The 16,249-nt window shown below is 66.8% G+C and carries 15 protein-coding genes and 3 pseudogenes; 8 read left to right on the top strand and 10 right to left on the bottom strand.

The features are described 5' to 3' along the window. The coding region (locus tag H293_RS0142075; RefSeq protein WP_020119597.1) for an ATP-binding protein at positions 1–266 on the top strand (266 nt) is incomplete at its 5' end. Positions 267–647: 381 nt separating this feature from the next. Here H293_RS0142075 and H293_RS0142070 read toward each other — a convergent pair. After that, entirely contained in the window at positions 648–2,351 is a 1,704-nt protein-coding gene (locus H293_RS0142070) for an IS1182 family transposase (protein WP_106968552.1), read from the bottom strand. A gap of 184 nt (positions 2,352–2,535) precedes the next feature. Here H293_RS0142070 and H293_RS54000 point away from each other — a divergent pair. Beyond that, positions 2,536–3,406, top strand: a pseudogene (locus H293_RS54000) (IS5 family transposase). Between the two features lie 233 nt (positions 3,407–3,639). On the opposite strand, the gene H293_RS60775 reads toward H293_RS54000, so the two are convergent. After that, positions 3,640–3,768, bottom strand: coding sequence for a hypothetical protein (locus tag H293_RS60775; protein ID WP_020123777.1), 129 nt, complete (start codon positions 3,766–3,768; stop codon positions 3,640–3,642). Positions 3,769–4,697: 929 nt separating this feature from the next. On the opposite strand from H293_RS60775, the gene H293_RS51260 reads away from it, so the two are divergent. Continuing rightward, a complete protein-coding gene (locus H293_RS51260) occupies positions 4,698–6,425 on the top strand; it encodes a ricin-type beta-trefoil lectin domain protein (RefSeq protein WP_020123776.1) in 1,728 nt (575 codons plus the stop codon). 324 nt (positions 6,426–6,749) lie between these two features. On the opposite strand, the gene H293_RS51255 is transcribed toward H293_RS51260, so the two are convergent. The 4 genes and pseudogenes from H293_RS51255 to H293_RS53235 form a co-directional block, all read right to left on the bottom strand. After that, entirely contained in the window at positions 6,750–7,286 is a 537-nt protein-coding gene (locus tag H293_RS51255) for an IS5 family transposase (protein ID WP_259294658.1), read from the bottom strand. 3 nt (positions 7,287–7,289) lie between these two features. Continuing rightward, complete coding sequence (locus tag H293_RS53995) at positions 7,290–8,081, bottom strand: hypothetical protein (RefSeq protein ID WP_028808672.1); 792 nt, start codon at positions 8,079–8,081, stop codon at positions 7,290–7,292. Beyond that, entirely contained in the window at positions 8,023–8,496 is a 474-nt protein-coding gene (locus H293_RS57850) for a transposase (protein WP_158694516.1), read from the bottom strand. Before H293_RS57850 ends, H293_RS53995 begins: the two co-directional genes overlap by 59 nt. Before the next feature lie 291 nt (positions 8,497–8,787). After that, positions 8,788–9,323 (bottom strand): annotated as a pseudogene (locus tag H293_RS53235) (transposase); the annotation flags it as partial. A 643-nt stretch (positions 9,324–9,966) separates the two neighbouring features. Here H293_RS53235 and H293_RS0142025 point away from each other — a divergent pair. Continuing rightward, entirely contained in the window at positions 9,967–10,779 is an 813-nt protein-coding gene (locus tag H293_RS0142025; RefSeq protein WP_020123775.1) for an IclR family transcriptional regulator, read from the top strand. Between the two features lie 365 nt (positions 10,780–11,144). Continuing rightward, entirely contained in the window at positions 11,145–11,957 is an 813-nt protein-coding gene (locus H293_RS0142020) for an alpha/beta fold hydrolase (RefSeq protein ID WP_020123774.1), read from the top strand. Between the two features lie 275 nt (positions 11,958–12,232). Here H293_RS0142020 and H293_RS53985 read toward each other — a convergent pair whose 3' ends face one another. Both H293_RS53985 and H293_RS53980 read right to left on the bottom strand, forming a co-directional pair. Then, entirely contained in the window at positions 12,233–12,433 is a 201-nt protein-coding gene (locus H293_RS53985) for a hypothetical protein (protein WP_020123773.1), read from the bottom strand. Beyond that, positions 12,430–12,705, bottom strand: coding sequence for a hypothetical protein (locus tag H293_RS53980; RefSeq protein WP_158694515.1), 276 nt, complete (start codon positions 12,703–12,705; stop codon positions 12,430–12,432). Before H293_RS53980 ends, H293_RS53985 begins: the two co-directional genes overlap by 4 nt. 222 nt (positions 12,706–12,927) lie before the next feature. Between H293_RS53980 and H293_RS57845 the strand changes: the two are divergent. The 3 genes and pseudogenes from H293_RS57845 to H293_RS0142000 all read left to right on the top strand — a co-directional run. After that, positions 12,928–13,133: pseudogene (locus H293_RS57845) on the top strand (helix-turn-helix domain-containing protein); the annotation flags it as partial. Next, the gene (locus H293_RS62040) at positions 13,076–13,297 is read left to right on the top strand and encodes a hypothetical protein (protein ID WP_020123771.1); all 222 of its coding nucleotides are present in this window, start codon (positions 13,076–13,078) and stop codon (positions 13,295–13,297) included. The pseudogene H293_RS57845 and the gene H293_RS62040, both read left to right, overlap by 58 nt. 137 nt (positions 13,298–13,434) lie before the next feature. After that, positions 13,435–13,875, top strand: a complete 441-nt coding sequence (locus tag H293_RS0142000; RefSeq protein WP_020123770.1) for a hypothetical protein — start codon at positions 13,435–13,437, stop codon at positions 13,873–13,875. Between the two features lie 410 nt (positions 13,876–14,285). On the opposite strand, the gene H293_RS60765 is transcribed toward H293_RS0142000, so the two are convergent. Both H293_RS60765 and H293_RS0141985 read right to left on the bottom strand, forming a co-directional pair. Continuing rightward, complete coding sequence (locus tag H293_RS60765) at positions 14,286–14,408, bottom strand: hypothetical protein (protein WP_259294655.1); 123 nt, start codon at positions 14,406–14,408, stop codon at positions 14,286–14,288. Between the two features lie 587 nt (positions 14,409–14,995). Then, positions 14,996–16,186 (bottom strand): glycoside hydrolase family 64 protein, encoded by a 1,191-nt coding sequence (locus H293_RS0141985; RefSeq protein WP_033416340.1) that lies wholly within the window; start codon positions 16,184–16,186, stop codon positions 14,996–14,998. Positions 16,187–16,249 lie beyond the last annotated feature (63 nt).

Raw genomic sequence — 16,249 nt, 5'->3', positions numbered from 1 at the left:
TCGACGAAGTGGGCTATCAGCCCCTCGAACGTGCCGAGGCGAACCTGGTCTTCCAGGTCATCTCCAAGCGTTACGAGAAGGGCTCCATCATCCTGACCTCGAACAAGACCTTCAGCGAATGGGGCCAAGTCTTCGGCGACGAGGTCCTCGCCACCGCGATCCTCGACCGGCTCCTCCACCATTGCGAAGTGATCGCGATCAACGGCCCGAGCTACCGGCTCAAGAACCGCCTCCAGGCCATCGAGCGAGAGACCGAAGTGGCCTGACAACTGGGGACGTTCACCCGTACGCGACCGGGGAGAGAAGTCCGTACGCCGACATGCGGCGGTGACCCCGCCACGCGGTCGAATCAGCGCCGGACGCGATGACGATCAGTTCCTGTCCGTTATCACGAATTCATCGCGGAATGACGGCGCTGCACGTCGATCAATGAGCGTTTTCAGCGTTGCCTCTCCAGGGTGAGGACGGCTTTGGTGATGACGCGCTCATGCGGTCCTACCTTGCTCGTGGGTTGGACGGGCCGTCGTAAGGTTCAGAGACCCAGAGACACCGGGTATGGCTTTCATGCGGTTGCCCTCGATGGTTCCCCTAACCTGGCCGCCCGGTGTCTTACCTTGACTCTGTCGGGGATCTTGGAGCCGTCGAGGTCAACTCCCGAGGGTTCGCCAGGACTTCAGGCGAGGAGTCGCCCGTTGGTCGAGGTACCTCTGGAAGGAAGTCGGTTGGCGGGGTGTGGGGGCTTCCACAGCGGGTGGTAGTCCGCTGAGGCGCTCGATGTTGACGGCGATGGCTGTCAGGACGTGCTGGACGTGAGCCTTTCTCTGTCCTCGGTAGCGGCAGCGCCGCATGCCGTGTCCGTGGGCGAACTCGTTGACCGTGCCCTCCACTCCGGAGCGGACCGCGTAGCGGGCCTTCCACTCGGGCGTCTGCTGCTGGGTGCGGACATGGAGTTGCAGGTCGCGGAGCTCTCGTGGAGGAAAGCCCACGGTGCGGTGGCTTTCGCGGGAGGTGGTGCACTGAGCGCGAGCCGGGCAGGGCTGGCACTGGCTCTTGGTGAACCGTGCCACGATCAGCGGGGCCGCGGTGGGCGAGGAGGTCGGGTAGGGGCCGTGCCAGCCCGCGCTGACCTGTCCCTGCGGGCAGGTGACTTGCTGATGGTCGTAGTCGATGTGGAAGTCGTCCCGGGCGAAGCCCTCGCCTCGGCGGTGCTGGCGGGTGGGGTTGCTCTTCAGCGGCCCGGAGACGGTGACCTGGTGTTCGCGGGTGGCCTGTTCCAGATGGGGCAGGGAGGTGTAGCCGGCGTCGACCAGGTGCTCGGCGGGCAGCAGGCCGCGTCGGGAGAGGCGGGTGTGGATGCCGGGCAGGACCTGGCTGTCGTGGGTGGTGGCCGCGGTGGTGGCGACATCCGTGATCACGTTGGGGCCGTCGGGAGCGCAGGTCTCGGTCAGATGCGCGGAGAACCCCTTCCAGCTGATGATGTGTCCGTGCCGTGCGTAGCGGGCCGAGGTGTCGTAGGGAGAGACGATCGCCCTCGACGATTGGGGCAGACCCACCCCGCCTTCCTTCTCGGCGGTGCGCCAGCGCAGCTGTCCCGCGGCATCACGGTGATAGTTCTGCACCATGATCTGCCGCAGAGCCTGGATGCGAGGACCGGACATGCGGTCCGCTCCGTACCGGTAGAGGTGTTCCAGGAGCCGGACGGCGTCGTTTCCGGTGGCAAGGATCCTGGTCATGGGTTTGGTGGGGTTCTTCCCCAGGCGGACCGGCCGGCCGTAGCGCAGCCCCCAGCCCTCATCGACCAGCTCGTCCAGCAGATGGGGAGAGATGCCTGCGACCTCTTCGAGTGCGGCGCGAACCGCCTCGGTGACCAGCTCCAGGCGGGTCAGGTCACGCACCGCGGCCAGGACATGGGTGGAGTCAGTGCGCTGCGTGGTGCGCTCGCGCACAAGTCCGGCCCCCTTCAGGCGCGCGAGTGCGAGGTCGAGGAGGCGGTCGGCGCGGTCGTCCTCGGTGAGGCGGTCTCGGAAGTCGGCCAGCACGCTGTGGTGGAAGCCGGGATCGTCCAGCTCCATGGCCATGGCGTACTTGAAGTCGATGCGGCAGCGGACCGACTCGGCGGCCCGCCGGTCCGACAGGCCGAGCAGGAACTGCACACAGACGGTGGCCAGCTGAGCGGGCGAAAGCCCCGGACGCCCGTCCCCGGGGTACCAGTCCGCGAAGTCCTCGTCACACCACAGCCCGTCCAGCCGGTCCCGCACCCATATCGCTGTCGTGCCGACCGGGTTGCTCGCCCGCGCGACCCGCGCGGTCAGAGGCGGAACGTGCTCACCGGAACGGGGGCGCAGGGACAACGAGCACCGCTCGACAGCTGTATCGGTCGGTGGAACTACTCGAGCATGCCCGTCGATCTTGCTGCCGCACCGGGAAACTCCAAGATCCCCGACAGAGTCAAGACGCACCTTCGTGCGCCGTTCGCCGCACGCGCCGGATGCATGCGCCTGGGCCGGACCGGCGGCTGCCCAGTACTTCAAAACCATGACCGAACGCCGTCGTTATCCGAGCGATCTGTCTGACGCCCGTTGGGAGTTGGTCGAGCCGATCCTGATCGCCTGGCGGGCGGAACGCCGCGGTCGCGGGCTGGACATCGGCCGCCCACCGGACCACGACCTGCGCAGTCTCCTGGACGCGATCCTTTACGTGAACCGCACCGGGATCCCGTGACGCTACCTTCCACACGACTACCCGCACTGGAACACCGTCTACGCCTACTTCGCCCGCTGGCAGGAGGAAGGCGTTTTCGACCAGCTCAACAGTCTCCTGCGCCGCCAAGTACGCAGACAGGAAGGCCGGGAGGCCGAGCCCAGCGCATGCGTCATCGACTCACAGACCATCAAGACCTCTACCAACGTCCCCACAGCCGGCCAGGGCGTCGACGCCGGGAAGAAGGTGGTGGGCAGGAAGCGGAACATCGTCACCGACACCCTCGGTCTCCTGCTGGCCGTGCTGGTCACCGCGGCGAGCGTGCAGGACTCCGCCCGCCGGCACCCGACTCCTGGACCAGGTCGCCGCCAACCACCCCGGCATCCGCAAGGTGTGGGTCGACGGCGGCTACCGCCAGCACCTCGTCGAGCACGCGGCCACCCTCGGCATCGACATGGAAATCACCGCCCGCACCCCTGGGACCAGGGGATTCACCCCGATCCCGAAACGGTGGGCGGTCGAGCGGACCTACGGCTGGCTGATGCTCCACCGCCGTCTCGCCCGGGACTACGAGACCCTGTCCGCCCGATCCGAAGCCATGATCCACATCGCCATGACCGACCTCGTGGCCCGCCCTCTCACCGGCGAGAACACCATCTCCTGGCGCGACCCGAGATCGTGCACCAAACACCAGATTCCGGGATAAAACACCGGGATGAAACGCCCTCTCAGACATCCACGCGCACCACGCCGGCATGGACGAGGCATCGAGAAGACGTTCGGCTGTCGTGAGGGCGCGCAAGGTAGCTCGCCGCTCGCCTTGTGCCGCCAGAGCACGCGCGAGCCGGAGTTGGAGCAAGGACCGGGCAGCCGGGTGCCCGAAAGGGCCCGTTCGAGAATGTCGGCGGCCGTGCGCCGATCGTTGCGCCAAGAGGCCTGTTAGGCAAGGTCGCCGAGCATAGCCGCGCCCATGTCGCGGTCGCCTCCGGTGTGGGCGCTGTGCAGTCCGGCGATCCAGTACTGGCTCGCCTCGGCGTGCAACCCGTAGTCGAATCGGTGCCAGCCCACGGTCTGGCTCAGGCTCGCGGCGAGTGCATGGAGGCGCAGTTTGACCGGCTGGTTGTACCGGCTGCCTTGAATGATGTCCGTAACGTGGTCAGGAGCGCATCAACCAAAGGTGCAGCAGACAACCTGGGCGAAGCCCCGGAGTGCGTCTACCGGCATCACGACTGCATACGTCTCACAGCAGATGGTCTTTCACCGTCGTTCCCCGGTCACTCTGCTGTCGGCTCGTTTGTTGCTGACGACCTCGTAGGTGCTTCCGCTGAGGTCGCCTGCGGCTCTGACAATGGTGCGCTTGCTGCCATGGCCACTTCGGTGGCTGGCAGTTCGGGGAGTGTCGCCGGTTCCTGGGACCGGTCCTGATGTGCAAGCCGTTCCTGATAGCGCAAGGCGGCGAGCTCTTCTTTGAACTCGTCGTAGTTCGGCACCGGCTGCAACGGCTCACTGCCGAGGTCGTACCGGCGCCGCATGTCAACGAGCCGCGTCCGGCGAGTGCGCGCCCGGGAGCCGTCGGTGGCGATCGCCAGACAACGCGGACGCCCCGGTCAACTCCGCCGGCCTGACGGCCCGGAGGACACTGCCCGGCGGCAGCCCCATCCGGCGGGCCATCGAGCGCGAGGAGGATGACACCGAGGGGAGGTGGCGAGAGGGACGGCCGATCCGGGTGAAAGCACCACGGCGGATGAAAGCAGGAGCTTCCGCCATGTCCGGTCCGACGCCGTAGGCCGGTTCTCGGGTCCTCCAGGAAAGTTTACGAGTCAGCCATCTTGTCGAACGTCAGATTGATCGACAAGCTGCGTTCGTGACACCTCTGAAGCTCCTATAACGCACGCCGAGCTTGTGTACTCCAACGCCATGCGCCCTGCCGCATACGCCACAGGGCCGCGTAGCGAACCTCCCACAATCACGTCTTTGCCCCGGAGGTCGGACAGAAGATGCGCTTGAATTTCACAAAGGCACGGCGCGGCGGATGGAAGAGGGCGCTCTTCCTGGTTCCAGTCGTCGCGGTCGCGGTGGCGACCAGCCTCGCCGTGACGCTGAACGCCGAGGCGGCGGTGCCCCCCACCCCGCCGGGTTTCACGCTCACCTGGAGCGACGACTTCAACGGCGCGGCCGGCACCGGCATCGACCAGAACCTGTGGAAGTACGACACCGGGCCGGGCAGCAGCTTCGGTACAGGTGAGATCGAGACCATGACCAACAGCACGTCGAACGTCTACTACGACGGCCAGGGTCACCTGGTGCTCCAGGCCCTGCACTCCGGTTCCGACCCGCGGGCAGGATGGACGTCGGGGCGCGTGGAGACCCAGTCTGCAGCCTTCGGCGCCCCAGCCGGCGGGGTCGTCCGCATCGAGTCCGTCCTCCAGCAGCCCAACGTCACCACCGCCAACGGCGCGGGCTACTGGCCGGCGTTCTGGATGCTCGGCGCACCGCTACGCAGCGGTGTGACCTGGCCGAAGTCCGGCGAGATCGACGTCATGGAGGACATAAACGGCCGCAGCTCCGACTTCAGCACCATCCACTGTGGCGTGAACCCGGGCGGACCGTGCAACGAGTCGACCGGCATAGGCTCGGGTGAGCGCGCCTGTTCGGGCTGCCAGACCAGCTTCCACGACTACGCGACGGAGATCGACCGCTCCGTGTCGCCGGAGCAGATCCGGTTCTACCTCGACGGGAACAACTTCTTCACCGTCAACGCCAACCAGGTGGACCCGACAACCTGGTCCGACGCGATCGATCACCCGTTCTTCATCATCTACGACCTGGCGATGGGCGGCGGCTTCCCGGACGCGTTCGGCGGCGGCCCGAACGCCGCCACGGTCTCCGGCGGCAAGCTGGTCATCGACTCGGTGGCCGTGTACAACAAGGCGCCCGGTTCCGGGGGCGGCGGCAGTTCGGTGACCGGCCAGACGATCACGGGTCCGGGCGGCAAGTGCGTGGACGTGGCGGGCGACGACATCGGCGGCGACGGCGCCGCGGTCCAGCTGTGGGACTGCCAGTCGGGGGCCAAGGACCAGCACTGGACCTGGAGCGGCCAGACGCTGCAGACCCTTGGCAAGTGCCTGGACATCGCCGGCGGCAACAGCGCCGCGGGCACGCAACTCCAACTCGCCACCTGCAACAGTGGCGCGTACCAGAACTGGTTGCGGCAGACGGACGGTTCGCTGCGGAACCCGGCCAGCAGCCGGTGCATCGACTCGCCGTCGGGCGCCACCGCGAACGGCACCCGGCTGCACATCTGGGACTGCAACGGCGCGGGCGCCCAGAAGTTCGCCATCGGCACCCCGATCTACGCTCCGGGCAGCAAGTGCGTGGACGTGGCGGGCGACGACATCGGCGGCGACGGCGCCGCGGTCCAGCTGTGGGACTGCCAGCAGTCGACCTCGCTCGACCAGAAGTGGACCTGGAGCGGCCAGACCCTGCAGACCCTGGGCAAGTGCCTGGACATCGCCGGCGGCGTCAACGCGAACGGCACGAAACTCCAGTTGGCCACCTGCAACGGCGGCGGTTACCAGAACTGGGTCCCCAACTCCAATGGCTCGATGTCCAACCCCACCACGGGCCGGTGCATCGACTCAACAGGGGGTGCCACCGCGAACGGAACCCGGCTGCAGATCTGGGACTGCAACGGCTCCAGCGCGCAACAGTTCGGCCTGGCATGAGAGTGAGGGGAACCTCGACCACCGGCCGACACCGGCTTCCGCTCGGCCCGGACCGTCCGTCGGTTCTCAGCGAGTTCGCCGGCCGGCTACCGTCAGCGTGAGCCGCTGTGCGGATGTCACCGTGAACCGCCCCCCCCCGGACCGATCGGGCCTGGAGGGCGTCATCCGACCCGCAGCGACCATGTCGTGCTCGGCATAGCCGAGGTCGCCCGGTCGTCCCCTGACCAGCGCGGTCTCCCCCACCGCCTTGTCCAGCTGCTTGAGCGACCCCGGCCGGCCAAGGGAGCAACCAGACCTGCTCCCTTGGCCGGCCACGCTCGCCGGTCAGAGATCGACCTCCTCCCGGCCGTCGAGGACGACGGCTCTGTGCCCGTCGCGCCAGCACATCGTCATCGCACCCGCGCGTCGTCCCAGACCGTGGTCGTCGGGCTCTGTGTGGACTCCGCCGGGCGGTTCCTTCTGGGCCGGGCTGTCGCGGCGGGCGCCTGCAGCATGCTGATGAGCCCGGCAGATCGTGGAGTCGACGTTGACTTCCCACGTGATCAGCCCTGCCGCATCTGCCTGAGCCTGCAGTCCGGTCAGCAGCACAGGCCAGGTGCCGTTGCGTTGCCAGCGCCGGAAGAGCCCGTAGACCGTCTGCCACGGCCCGTACGCTGACGGCAGATCCCTCCACGGTGCACCAGTGCGCACCCGCCACCGGATCCCGTCGATCAGCTTCCGCCGTCCCAGCGACGGCCGGCCCAACGCCGCGACCGGCAACAACGGCTCCAGCACTGCCCACTGTTCGTCAGAAAGATCGCCTCGCCCCACACCGAGATCATTACGGCACGGGACGAGGAACGAGCCGACTTTCAAAAACACGACCTAGAGGAGGCCGGCGGCGAACGGGTGCAGGGCCGGGACTTGGTCGGCGTGGACTGCGGCGGTCCACTCCTTGAGCTGTCGGCCATGTCGGGAGGTCGCGGCCAGGACCGGGACACGGGCCAGGAGCTCCTTCAGACGCTGGGCATCGTCGGCGTCGAGCCGGTCGGGGTGGCGGGTGAGCCAGCCCGTGACGTCGCGGACCGAGCGCCTGCGCCGGGGCGGGGCCTGGTGCGGGAAAGCCAGGCGGAGCCGGTGGACGTACTTGCGGACGATCTGCTCCTTGCCCGGGTAGCCGCGCTGCGCGATTTCCTCGAACAAGCGCCGGGCGTTGGTGCAGCCCTGGGCGAACCGCTGGTCGATGTGCGGTTTGAAGGGGTCGAGGATGCTGGGCCGTCCGGTCCAGCGTCCCACCAGCAGTTCATCGGGGTCGGTCGCCTGCGCATAGCGGCGGACGGTGTTGCGGGCCACGCCCAGCTGGCGGGCGATGGTCTTCAGGCCGGCGCCGGTGGCCAGGAGCCTGTGGACCGCGGCGTGCTGTTCGCGGACCCGGTCAGCAAGGCGTCCCGTTCTCCTGGGCGGCGCCGACAGCGGTGGCAGCGACACGGGCGCTGCTCCGGCGGGATCGGGCTCCGGTACGGGTTCGGGCAGCAGAGCCCGGTGTTGAACCACGGTCTTCTCGACGGCCTCGGCGAGGTTGTGCCACAGGTGGTAGCGGTCTGCGACGTGGATCGCTTCAGGGGCTCCGAGGCGTCCGGCCTCGGCGAATGAGGCGGAGCGGTCGCGGCAGATCACTTCGACGCCAGGGTGGGCGGCCAGGCAGCGGGACAGTTTTGATGGTGCGGTCGGGCAGCAGGTCGACCACGCGCCGAGTCTCGATATCGACCAGGACGGTGGCGTAGACATGGCCCTTGCGCAGGGCGAACTCGAACTCGTCGATGCCCAGCACGCGCGGTGTGGCTGGCGCGCTCTCAAGGACGGCCCGTATCAGCCGCAGCAGCGTCGAGCGGCTCACCGGAGAGGCCACCGCGTCCGCGAGTCTGGCTCCGGCCCGGCCGGCCAGCATCAGCGCCACCCGCTGCAGAGCCGCCTGCAGTCCCTGGCTTCGCCGTCTGTGACGGAAGGTCAGCCCGGGTACCTGCTCGACGAACGTGGTCTTGGGGCAGGCGGGTCCGTGGCAGCGGAACCGTCGGACCTGTAACTCCACCACCACCTGCGCCCCGCAGCGGCGGCTTCATCGAGTCGGCGCAGGTACCGGCTGTGAACGCTGGCCGACACGGCTCTGCACGACGGGCAAGCAGCTGACCTGCTGGTTGTGGTGCGTGGAGGGTCACGCGTCGGGGTTGGATGGTGATGGCGTCCAGCGCGACGTCGTCGGCGTGGTGGAACCAGAGGTCCTGCAGGAGAGTGTCAGCCACGACCGTTCATGATTGTGGATTCGGTGACGCTCCGTGGCTCTGCACCAAAAGTGATCCAGAACCAGATTTCAGGGAGCGTTGACACCGGCGCCCATGTATGCCCTGTCGGCGAGGATCGGGACGCCTTGGCATTCACAGATTCGGATGATGCGGTGGTGCGGGCCGCCGTCAGGTCGTGAGCGCGGTCGGGTAGTGCGGGCGGGATCCACAGCAGTCGCCCTGCCGGGTCGGTCACCACCTGCACGTTCACTCCGTGCCGACGGTGCTTGTGGGAGTAGTCGGCGCGGCTGTCGCCGACTCGGTCGCACTCGGCAAGGGTGCCGTCCAACAGGACGAAGTCGGGATCGGCTTCGCGCAACGTACGCAGCAGGCCAGGAGCGCGATCGGCGAGCAGGCCGATCACCGCGGCTGTGTAGGCATGGGCGGTGCCGATCGAGATACCGAAGCCGGCTGCAAGCTGCGCGAGCGTGATGTGCTGGCGCAGGTACACCAGACCGACCAGCGCACGCTGGTGCGGCGGGAGCTTGCAGCGGCGGTCACCCTCGCGGGTGACGATGAGCATGGTGACCCACTCGACCAGGGTATGAGGCAGGTCGAGTGCGGCAGGATGGCGAACCAACAAGGCTCCTGCGCGAGCGAGTTGAGACGTCGAACACCTCCCTCATCGGCACCGGAGCCTTGTGCGTTGCGGACGCCTACGCCGTCCCCCGATCGGTGACCACGCTGAAAAGCCTCACTGTCAGCGACCTTGGCGTTCGCCCAGCAAGGAGTTGGCGATGTCCCGCGGGGCAGGCTGCATTCGGTGACGATCATGTCGGCGAGATCGAAGATGTTGACGATGATGGCTCGGGTTTCGTCTCGACTGAATGGGTGGTGACTTGCCCCCTGTGTCCCCGTTGAGCAGATCGCGAATTTTGTGGCAGCCACAGTCTCAGCCGGCGTCAGGCGCGATAGATGCGGCGCCACGCACCGGGCGCAGCCCCGCCGCTACTCGGTCCGATTACGCCCCGCGACCTCAACACTGTCATCAACTGGGTCCTGGCACTGACTCCGTGCAGGCGTGATCTCGGCAACCGCGTCACGTGCGATCGGCCGGCGATCGCAGGTCCCCTGCGGGCGCTGGAATGGGGCGGGCATGTCGATGTCCGGGCAGTTCCACGCCTGGCGGAAGGTGACCAGCGTCATCTCGCCATTCGTCGGTGCCCGCTATCCTCGACGACACAAGGTGCTGAACATGCAACCACCGGAGAAAGGCCCTGATCATGCCCGAGGATGGGCACATTCGCGCCCTCTGGATCCTCGAGACGCTCGCCGGCCTACAGCAGCCAGCCGCCCTGAAGACGATCGCCGAGCGCGCAGGCCTGCCCCAGACCAAGGCTTACCGGGTGCTGCGAAACTTGCAGGAGCACGGTTACGTCGACCACATCGGGCGCCGCGGCTACCGGGTCGGCGGTCGCGCGCTCGCCCTCGCCTCACTTGTGGGGCCACGTCCCGCACTCCTGCACCGCGTGCGCCCGGTACTCACGCGACTCTCCGCCGACGTGGGCGCGACAATAAGCCTGCTACTCCGCAGCGGAGCCCACCGTGTCATCGTGCTCCGTGCCGACCCCCCTGGCACAGCCGTCCATCCGATCGCGCACATCGGCGAACGCTCGCCATTGACCTCAGGGTGCGCGGGAGCAGTAATCCTCGCGTTCCTCCCCGCCCAACAGGTCGACGAAGTCCTCCTCGCACCGGAGAGCCACCCCGTGCGTACCGATCTACCCGAGCAGCTCGCCGAGATTCGCCGCCAGCGCTACGCCATCTCGCAGTCCGCCAACCACCCGGCGCTCAACGGCATCGCGGCACCGGTACTCGACCCCGATTCAGGCCATGCCCTAGGGTCGCTTGCCATCGCCGGTCATCCCTCCCGGGTGGCCGAGCCGGTCCTGCACCGCTTCGCGACGCCGCTGCTCGCCGCCTGCGCCGAACTCGGCCCCCGCCTCGCCACCGTGCTCGGACCGAGCTCCTCAGTAAGGCTCGAATCGCTCGATGTGACCATCCAGGACGTTCTTGACACCCACAGCGTCGAATAGCGGCCCGAGATCATCCGTACGCGGCGAACCGGCACTCACGAATCCGCGTTCCGGCGCAGACGATGTAGCGGAAGCGCAGGCAGGTCATCGCCTCGAAGGCTCAGATATTCCCGTCTTCGGCCGTGTTTGAGGCCATAGTCCGTTAGTTGCATATTCTGCGTCCTGCGTGGCGTCAGGGTCGGCCACCACCCCACGATTGGCCTCACGGCGTCAACGTAAGAAGTTGCCCTCCGTGACTCCACTCACGGCGGGTGCGCCGGTCCGTACGATGAATGTCCAATTTCGACGAATCGTCAGATTGCGCCGATCGCCTTCCTCGCTGCGACTGCAACGAGCTGAACGATTAAGTAGTAGGAAGAATCCAGATGATGAAGAAGATTTTCCCCGCGGTTACTCTGGGGCTGGCCAGCATCGCGGCGACGGCTATTCTGGCGTCACCGGCAACGGCCGAAGTTACGGCCAACGGCCATGCCTCGCCTGTACAGGTCGAGAGCAAGACGCCCGAGGTCCGCAATGTTATCTTGGTGCACGGTGCGCTTGCCGATGGATCGGGCTGGCAGGGTGTTTATGACCGCTTGGTGGCGAAGGGCTACAACGTCAGTATTGTCCAGGAACCCGAGACCAGCCTGGCAGACGACGTCGCGGCAACGCGCCGCGCTATCGCAATGCAGGACGGGCCCGTCGTGCTGGTCGGCCACAGCTACGGCGGAGAGGTCATCACCCAGGCCGGCGACGACCCCAAGGTGAAGGCGCTGGTCTATGTAGCAGCTGCCGTACCCGACATTGGCGAGAGCCTCAATAATCTGTTTGAGCGCATCCCCTCTCCCACCCATGACATCAAGCCCACCGATGACGGGTATCTCATGCTCGATCCGCAGAAATTCCATGCCGATTTCGCAGCCGATCTCCCCGCGCGTCAGGCCGATTTCATGGCCAAATCGCAAGTTCTGGTCGCTGCAGAGGTTTTTGACACACCGGTGACGACGGCCGCATGGAAGACCAAGCCTAGCTACGGAATTGTCGCCGGAAAGGACCTAATCGCCAGCCCGGATCTTGAGCGCTGGATGTACACACGGGCGCATGCGAAGATCACCGAGGTCCCCGAGTCCAGCCACGCTGTCTACATCTCGCATCCGGACAAGGTTGCCTCTGTCATCGAAGAGGCAGCTGGCCGCTAGAATTTACCCGGATGTGTGGCCTTCCCCCGCGAGCGAGGCGTTCACAATGAAGGCCGAGGCTGGGCGGTCATCCTGCCGCGCGGTATGCCGTGCCGTGAGCTGAACCGGCAGCAAGCGGCGTTCGTTTCACGCCGAGCCGTCAAGTCCCGGCCGAAATCCGGTTCACCCAGCAATTACGCCAGGCTACGGGGTGGCGGGTGCGCGACGCCGGGTCCACCATCGTGCAGGCCGCCCGCGACTGGGCTTGCCCTGCAGGGATGTTGCAAGGTCGCATTTCAGGCGTGAGTGTGCAGGCCACAGGGGATACCGAAGATGTCGAGCGGGACGGTGTGCGGCGCGAGGGCGAGCTGGCGGCGCGCGTCGGCGATCGAACTACCGGCCTGGCGCAGGAAGTACATGACGGTCGGCCTCAACATGGCCATGTTCTGGGCTCCGTGGCCGGTGCGGACGTGGGAGGCGTCCTCGCCGAAGGTCACATCCGCACACAATGGATCTTGCTCTCGATGCCCCATTCGCTCTGCACGAGTTCCCCGATCCGCTGTGGACCCGCCGCCCTGAAGGGCAGATTGGTGATCGCGTACACCGTCTCCCGACTGCGCTTCCCGCTCGCCTTGATCGTACGGTACCGGGTGATGCGCGCGACCTGCCGCGTATACGGGAAGTCCAGGCCGGCGAAGGTGACCACCTCCACCACCCGGGTGTCGATGCGGCCATGGGCACGCACCGTGGAGCGGAAGGAAGCCCTCACCTTGTGCCAGGGCAACCTTCCGGAACGCCTTCCACAACTGCAACTGGTTGCGTTTCACGGGAAAGGCATAGTGCGCGCCGAACTCCTCCACCAGCATCCGTGCGTGCTGGTGGAGGGGTTCGGCGCGCACTGAAGTCTTCTCGGCAACGTAGCGGTTTCTGACCTTCAAAGGGTGGTGTCGTAGAGGCTGACGCCTCTTGATCCCTGCGGTATGCCGAACGCATGAGGTATGCGCAAGGGGCGGACTGACCGACGAACGGCGTGCCTTCCGCGAGAAGTTGAGGATGGAGGCCGCCGAGCGGTTCAGGCAGGGCGACGAGAACCCGGTCATCGCTCACGACCTTCGGGTCAGCGTCCGGTCGGTTCAGCGGTGGCGCAGAGCCTGGTCGCAGATCGGGCCCCGGGCCCTGGCTGTACCTCGTCCGGCGAGGCGAGCATCAAGTCGATCAACAAGAAGTCCGGCACCGTGACGCTGAAGTTCTATGCGTACAACACCTCCGACTGGCGGTCCGCCACACATGCGGTGCCGCGCTCCTGGAACCCGCTATTCGAGAGCTACCACGGGGCGGCAGTGCGCGAGGAGTTCCACTGAGAGGAGAAGTGGCCCGTCAACCAGTGCATCGACACCTCGGACTGGCTGAACTAGCCGGGATTATCAGCAGATAGCACACAAAGGGGCGGTAAGGAGCTGAGTCAGGCTCCGTACCGCCCCCTTGTTAGAGTGGCCGCGTGCACCGTACCGCCCTGAGAACACTCGCCGCCCTGGCGCCGTTTCTGCTGCTCACCGCCTGTGCGGGCAGCCAGCCGACGACCAAGGTCGCGGCAGACCGCATCACCGGGAACTGGGCGGGACCGCACGGCGAGAAGTTCGCCTTTGCCGCCGCCCGGACGTTTACCGCCAGCGGTCTCGATTCGAAGAACCTCGCCGATAAAATGTGCACCGGAAAATCCTCCAAAGGTGGCTGGGCTTTCTACGTCGCGACCAGCAAGCACACTCAGATCTCCGACGAGACCGCCAAGTCCGGCTCCTGGATTGCTCTTTCATTCGATGGCGCGGCCGAGAACTGCCATATCGACCTGGCGGTGGTGGATGGCGGCAAGGCACTGTGCGCGACGGACGACCCGGATGCGCCGTGCGGGTTGGACGTGAAGTTCACCAAGGATTCGTAGCGGTACAGCTCACGTTTTGAACGCCACCATGCCCCGAGTGTGAGAGGCAGGCCAGCGCTGCCGTCGAGAGCCCGCGTGCACGGCGAGTCTGGTGGGCGGCCGGAGGCGGAGGTACGCGCATCGCCGCGGCTTGGGCGCTTCGGACGAGCGCCGCCTCGGCCCGTGGGCCGGCTTGGCCGTGTTCGCGCGGGTCACCGAGACCAGTGGGCGGTATGGCGACATCCACGCTGCCCGCATCCGGCATCAGACGCTCCGACAGCCCAAAGGAGCGGGCCGGGACGGTAAGGCGGTGTTCGGGATGGGACAGGGCGGCGATCAGCCCGAGTACTGCCGTTTTGCCCGAGCCCGGCCCGGCGGTGACCATCCGGCAGCGCCACTGCCGTTCACGCCCCGCTCGCGCAGCCATGCCGTCAGCTCCGCAGGCGGGGATCGATCGAGCCCATGGCCCGCATCAGCAGATGCTTGGTGAGCTCGGTGCCACGCCGCCCGGCCTGGGCATCGAGCTCCGCCGCGTGCTGCATCGCCAGATCCATTCCGGTCAGACCGCTGGTGTGACGCGGGCTGACCAAAAAGGCGGGCGGCCCACTGCTCAGACCGGCCAATGTGAGGTTGATGCGCTGGTGACCAGGCCGCTGAGGGCTGTTGTTCGGGCATGACACACGTCGCGACGTGGCCGAGAAGTGCCCTCCTAGAAGAGGCCCTTGTAGCCCTGCCAGCCGGTGGCGATGCGCGTGCGCGCCCCGAACGACCCCTTGCCGTCGCATGCCTGGCCACCCGTGATGGGTGACCGCTGATAGCTCGACGTAGGATGGCCCGCCAGTTTACTGGCGGGCCTGTTGTCCTTTCGTTCGGAACGGCGGAGGTGGTGGCCGTTGTCAGAGAGCTCCATCAGGCATCTCAACGCACCGGGTGCAACGCCGGGTGCGGGAGGTCGGGGGGCGAGCCCTGGAGCTGACCGCGATGGCAGACAAGCTCAGCGGTTGCGAAATGGTTCCCAGGGGTCGGGGAGTGGGGCGGTGGGGTCCTCGCCTTCGGTAGACAGGCCACGGCTACGCCGACACCAACAGCGCATGCCGCTTGTCAGCGGTATGCGCTGAATGGACCGCTTGATGACCGCCCGTCAGTTGAAGGGGTCCAGTGTCAGGTACGCCTGTTGCGGGTTGCCGTCGTGGACGAGGGACTCGTGGTTGCCGACGTCGTCGAAAGCGAAGGCGTAGGCCTTGCCGTCCGCCATCTGCGCGTGGATTTTCTTCGCGTACTGGTTGGTCACCGCGTCCTGGTAGAAGTTAGCGGTTCCGGTGTCCGGCTGGTTCGGGTTGACCAGGAGGGTGGAACGGTTGAAGCCCGCGCACAGAGTGCGTGAAATGGGGCCGCGCACAGCGTCGTTGGGCGCGTCGAGGTTCTTGTAGCAGCCGAAGATGCTGGCCGCGTCGGGCTTCTGGAAGCTGGTGACGACGGCGCCCGAACTGTTCGTGAAGTTCATGACGGTGCCCGACACCCGGCCGAAGTACTTGGTGTTCGGCTGGTCGGTGAACGGGGTGACCGTCAGGTTCGTCGTCGCGTACTTCTGCCATACCCGGTTGATGTAGTCGTCCAGCACCGACGCGGGCAGGGCTCCCGTCTCCAACCCGTAGGTGGGAGAGAGGGCACGGAGCACGGTGCCGTCGGACCGGGTCTGGATCAGGTTCGCCCACCCACCCGCCTGGCCGCGCAGTGAGTTGTAGAACCCGTTGTAGCCGCCCGACTTGAGGTGGCCGGTGTTGAGCGTGCTCCCGTCCGCGCGCTGCACACCGACCGCGTAGGGAGCGGAGAACATGTCCACCTGGGTGCTGTTGATCCACAGGCCGGAGTCGTTGAGCGTGTACTCGGACCAGTTGAAGAGGATGTTGCGATTCGGGTCGGACGGGTTCTGGACCGCGGGCTGCACCAGTCCGCCCGTGGCCAGCTTGAAGACGAGCTTCTGGCCGTAGGAGAAGTAGATCCGGCCGGAGAACTTCGGGATCCGAATGGTCTTCGTCTGCCCGTTCGCCGGGCCCGCGATGGACGCGTCGGGCGCCGGTGTCGGAGGATTGCCACCGGCCGGCCAGGCGTGGAAGGTGCCGTTCGCGTCCGCCCAGCCCTGCTGCCCCGTACTCAGCAGGGTGCCCAGGGTGTAGACGTAGACCGCGTCCCCGCGGCCGGAGTTGTTGGTGATCTTCAGGGGGATCGTGGCGGGCACCGCCGCGTCCGCGGAGGACGGTGTGAGGACCGTGAGGGCGGCGCCGAGCAGCGCGGCCGCCACCGTCGGCGCCATGATCCGGCGAGTGAGCATCTTGAGCACGCTCCACCTCCGTGTGGGTGGAAGGGGGGAGATTGGTCCGTACCTGTTGTGAGA

Source organism: Streptomyces canus 299MFChir4.1, from assembly GCF_000383615.1.
GTDB lineage: Bacteria > Actinomycetota > Actinomycetes > Streptomycetales > Streptomycetaceae > Streptomyces > Streptomyces canus_C.
The sequence above is the reverse complement of the archived record's forward strand: the minus strand, read 5'-3'. Positions and strand labels throughout refer to the sequence as shown.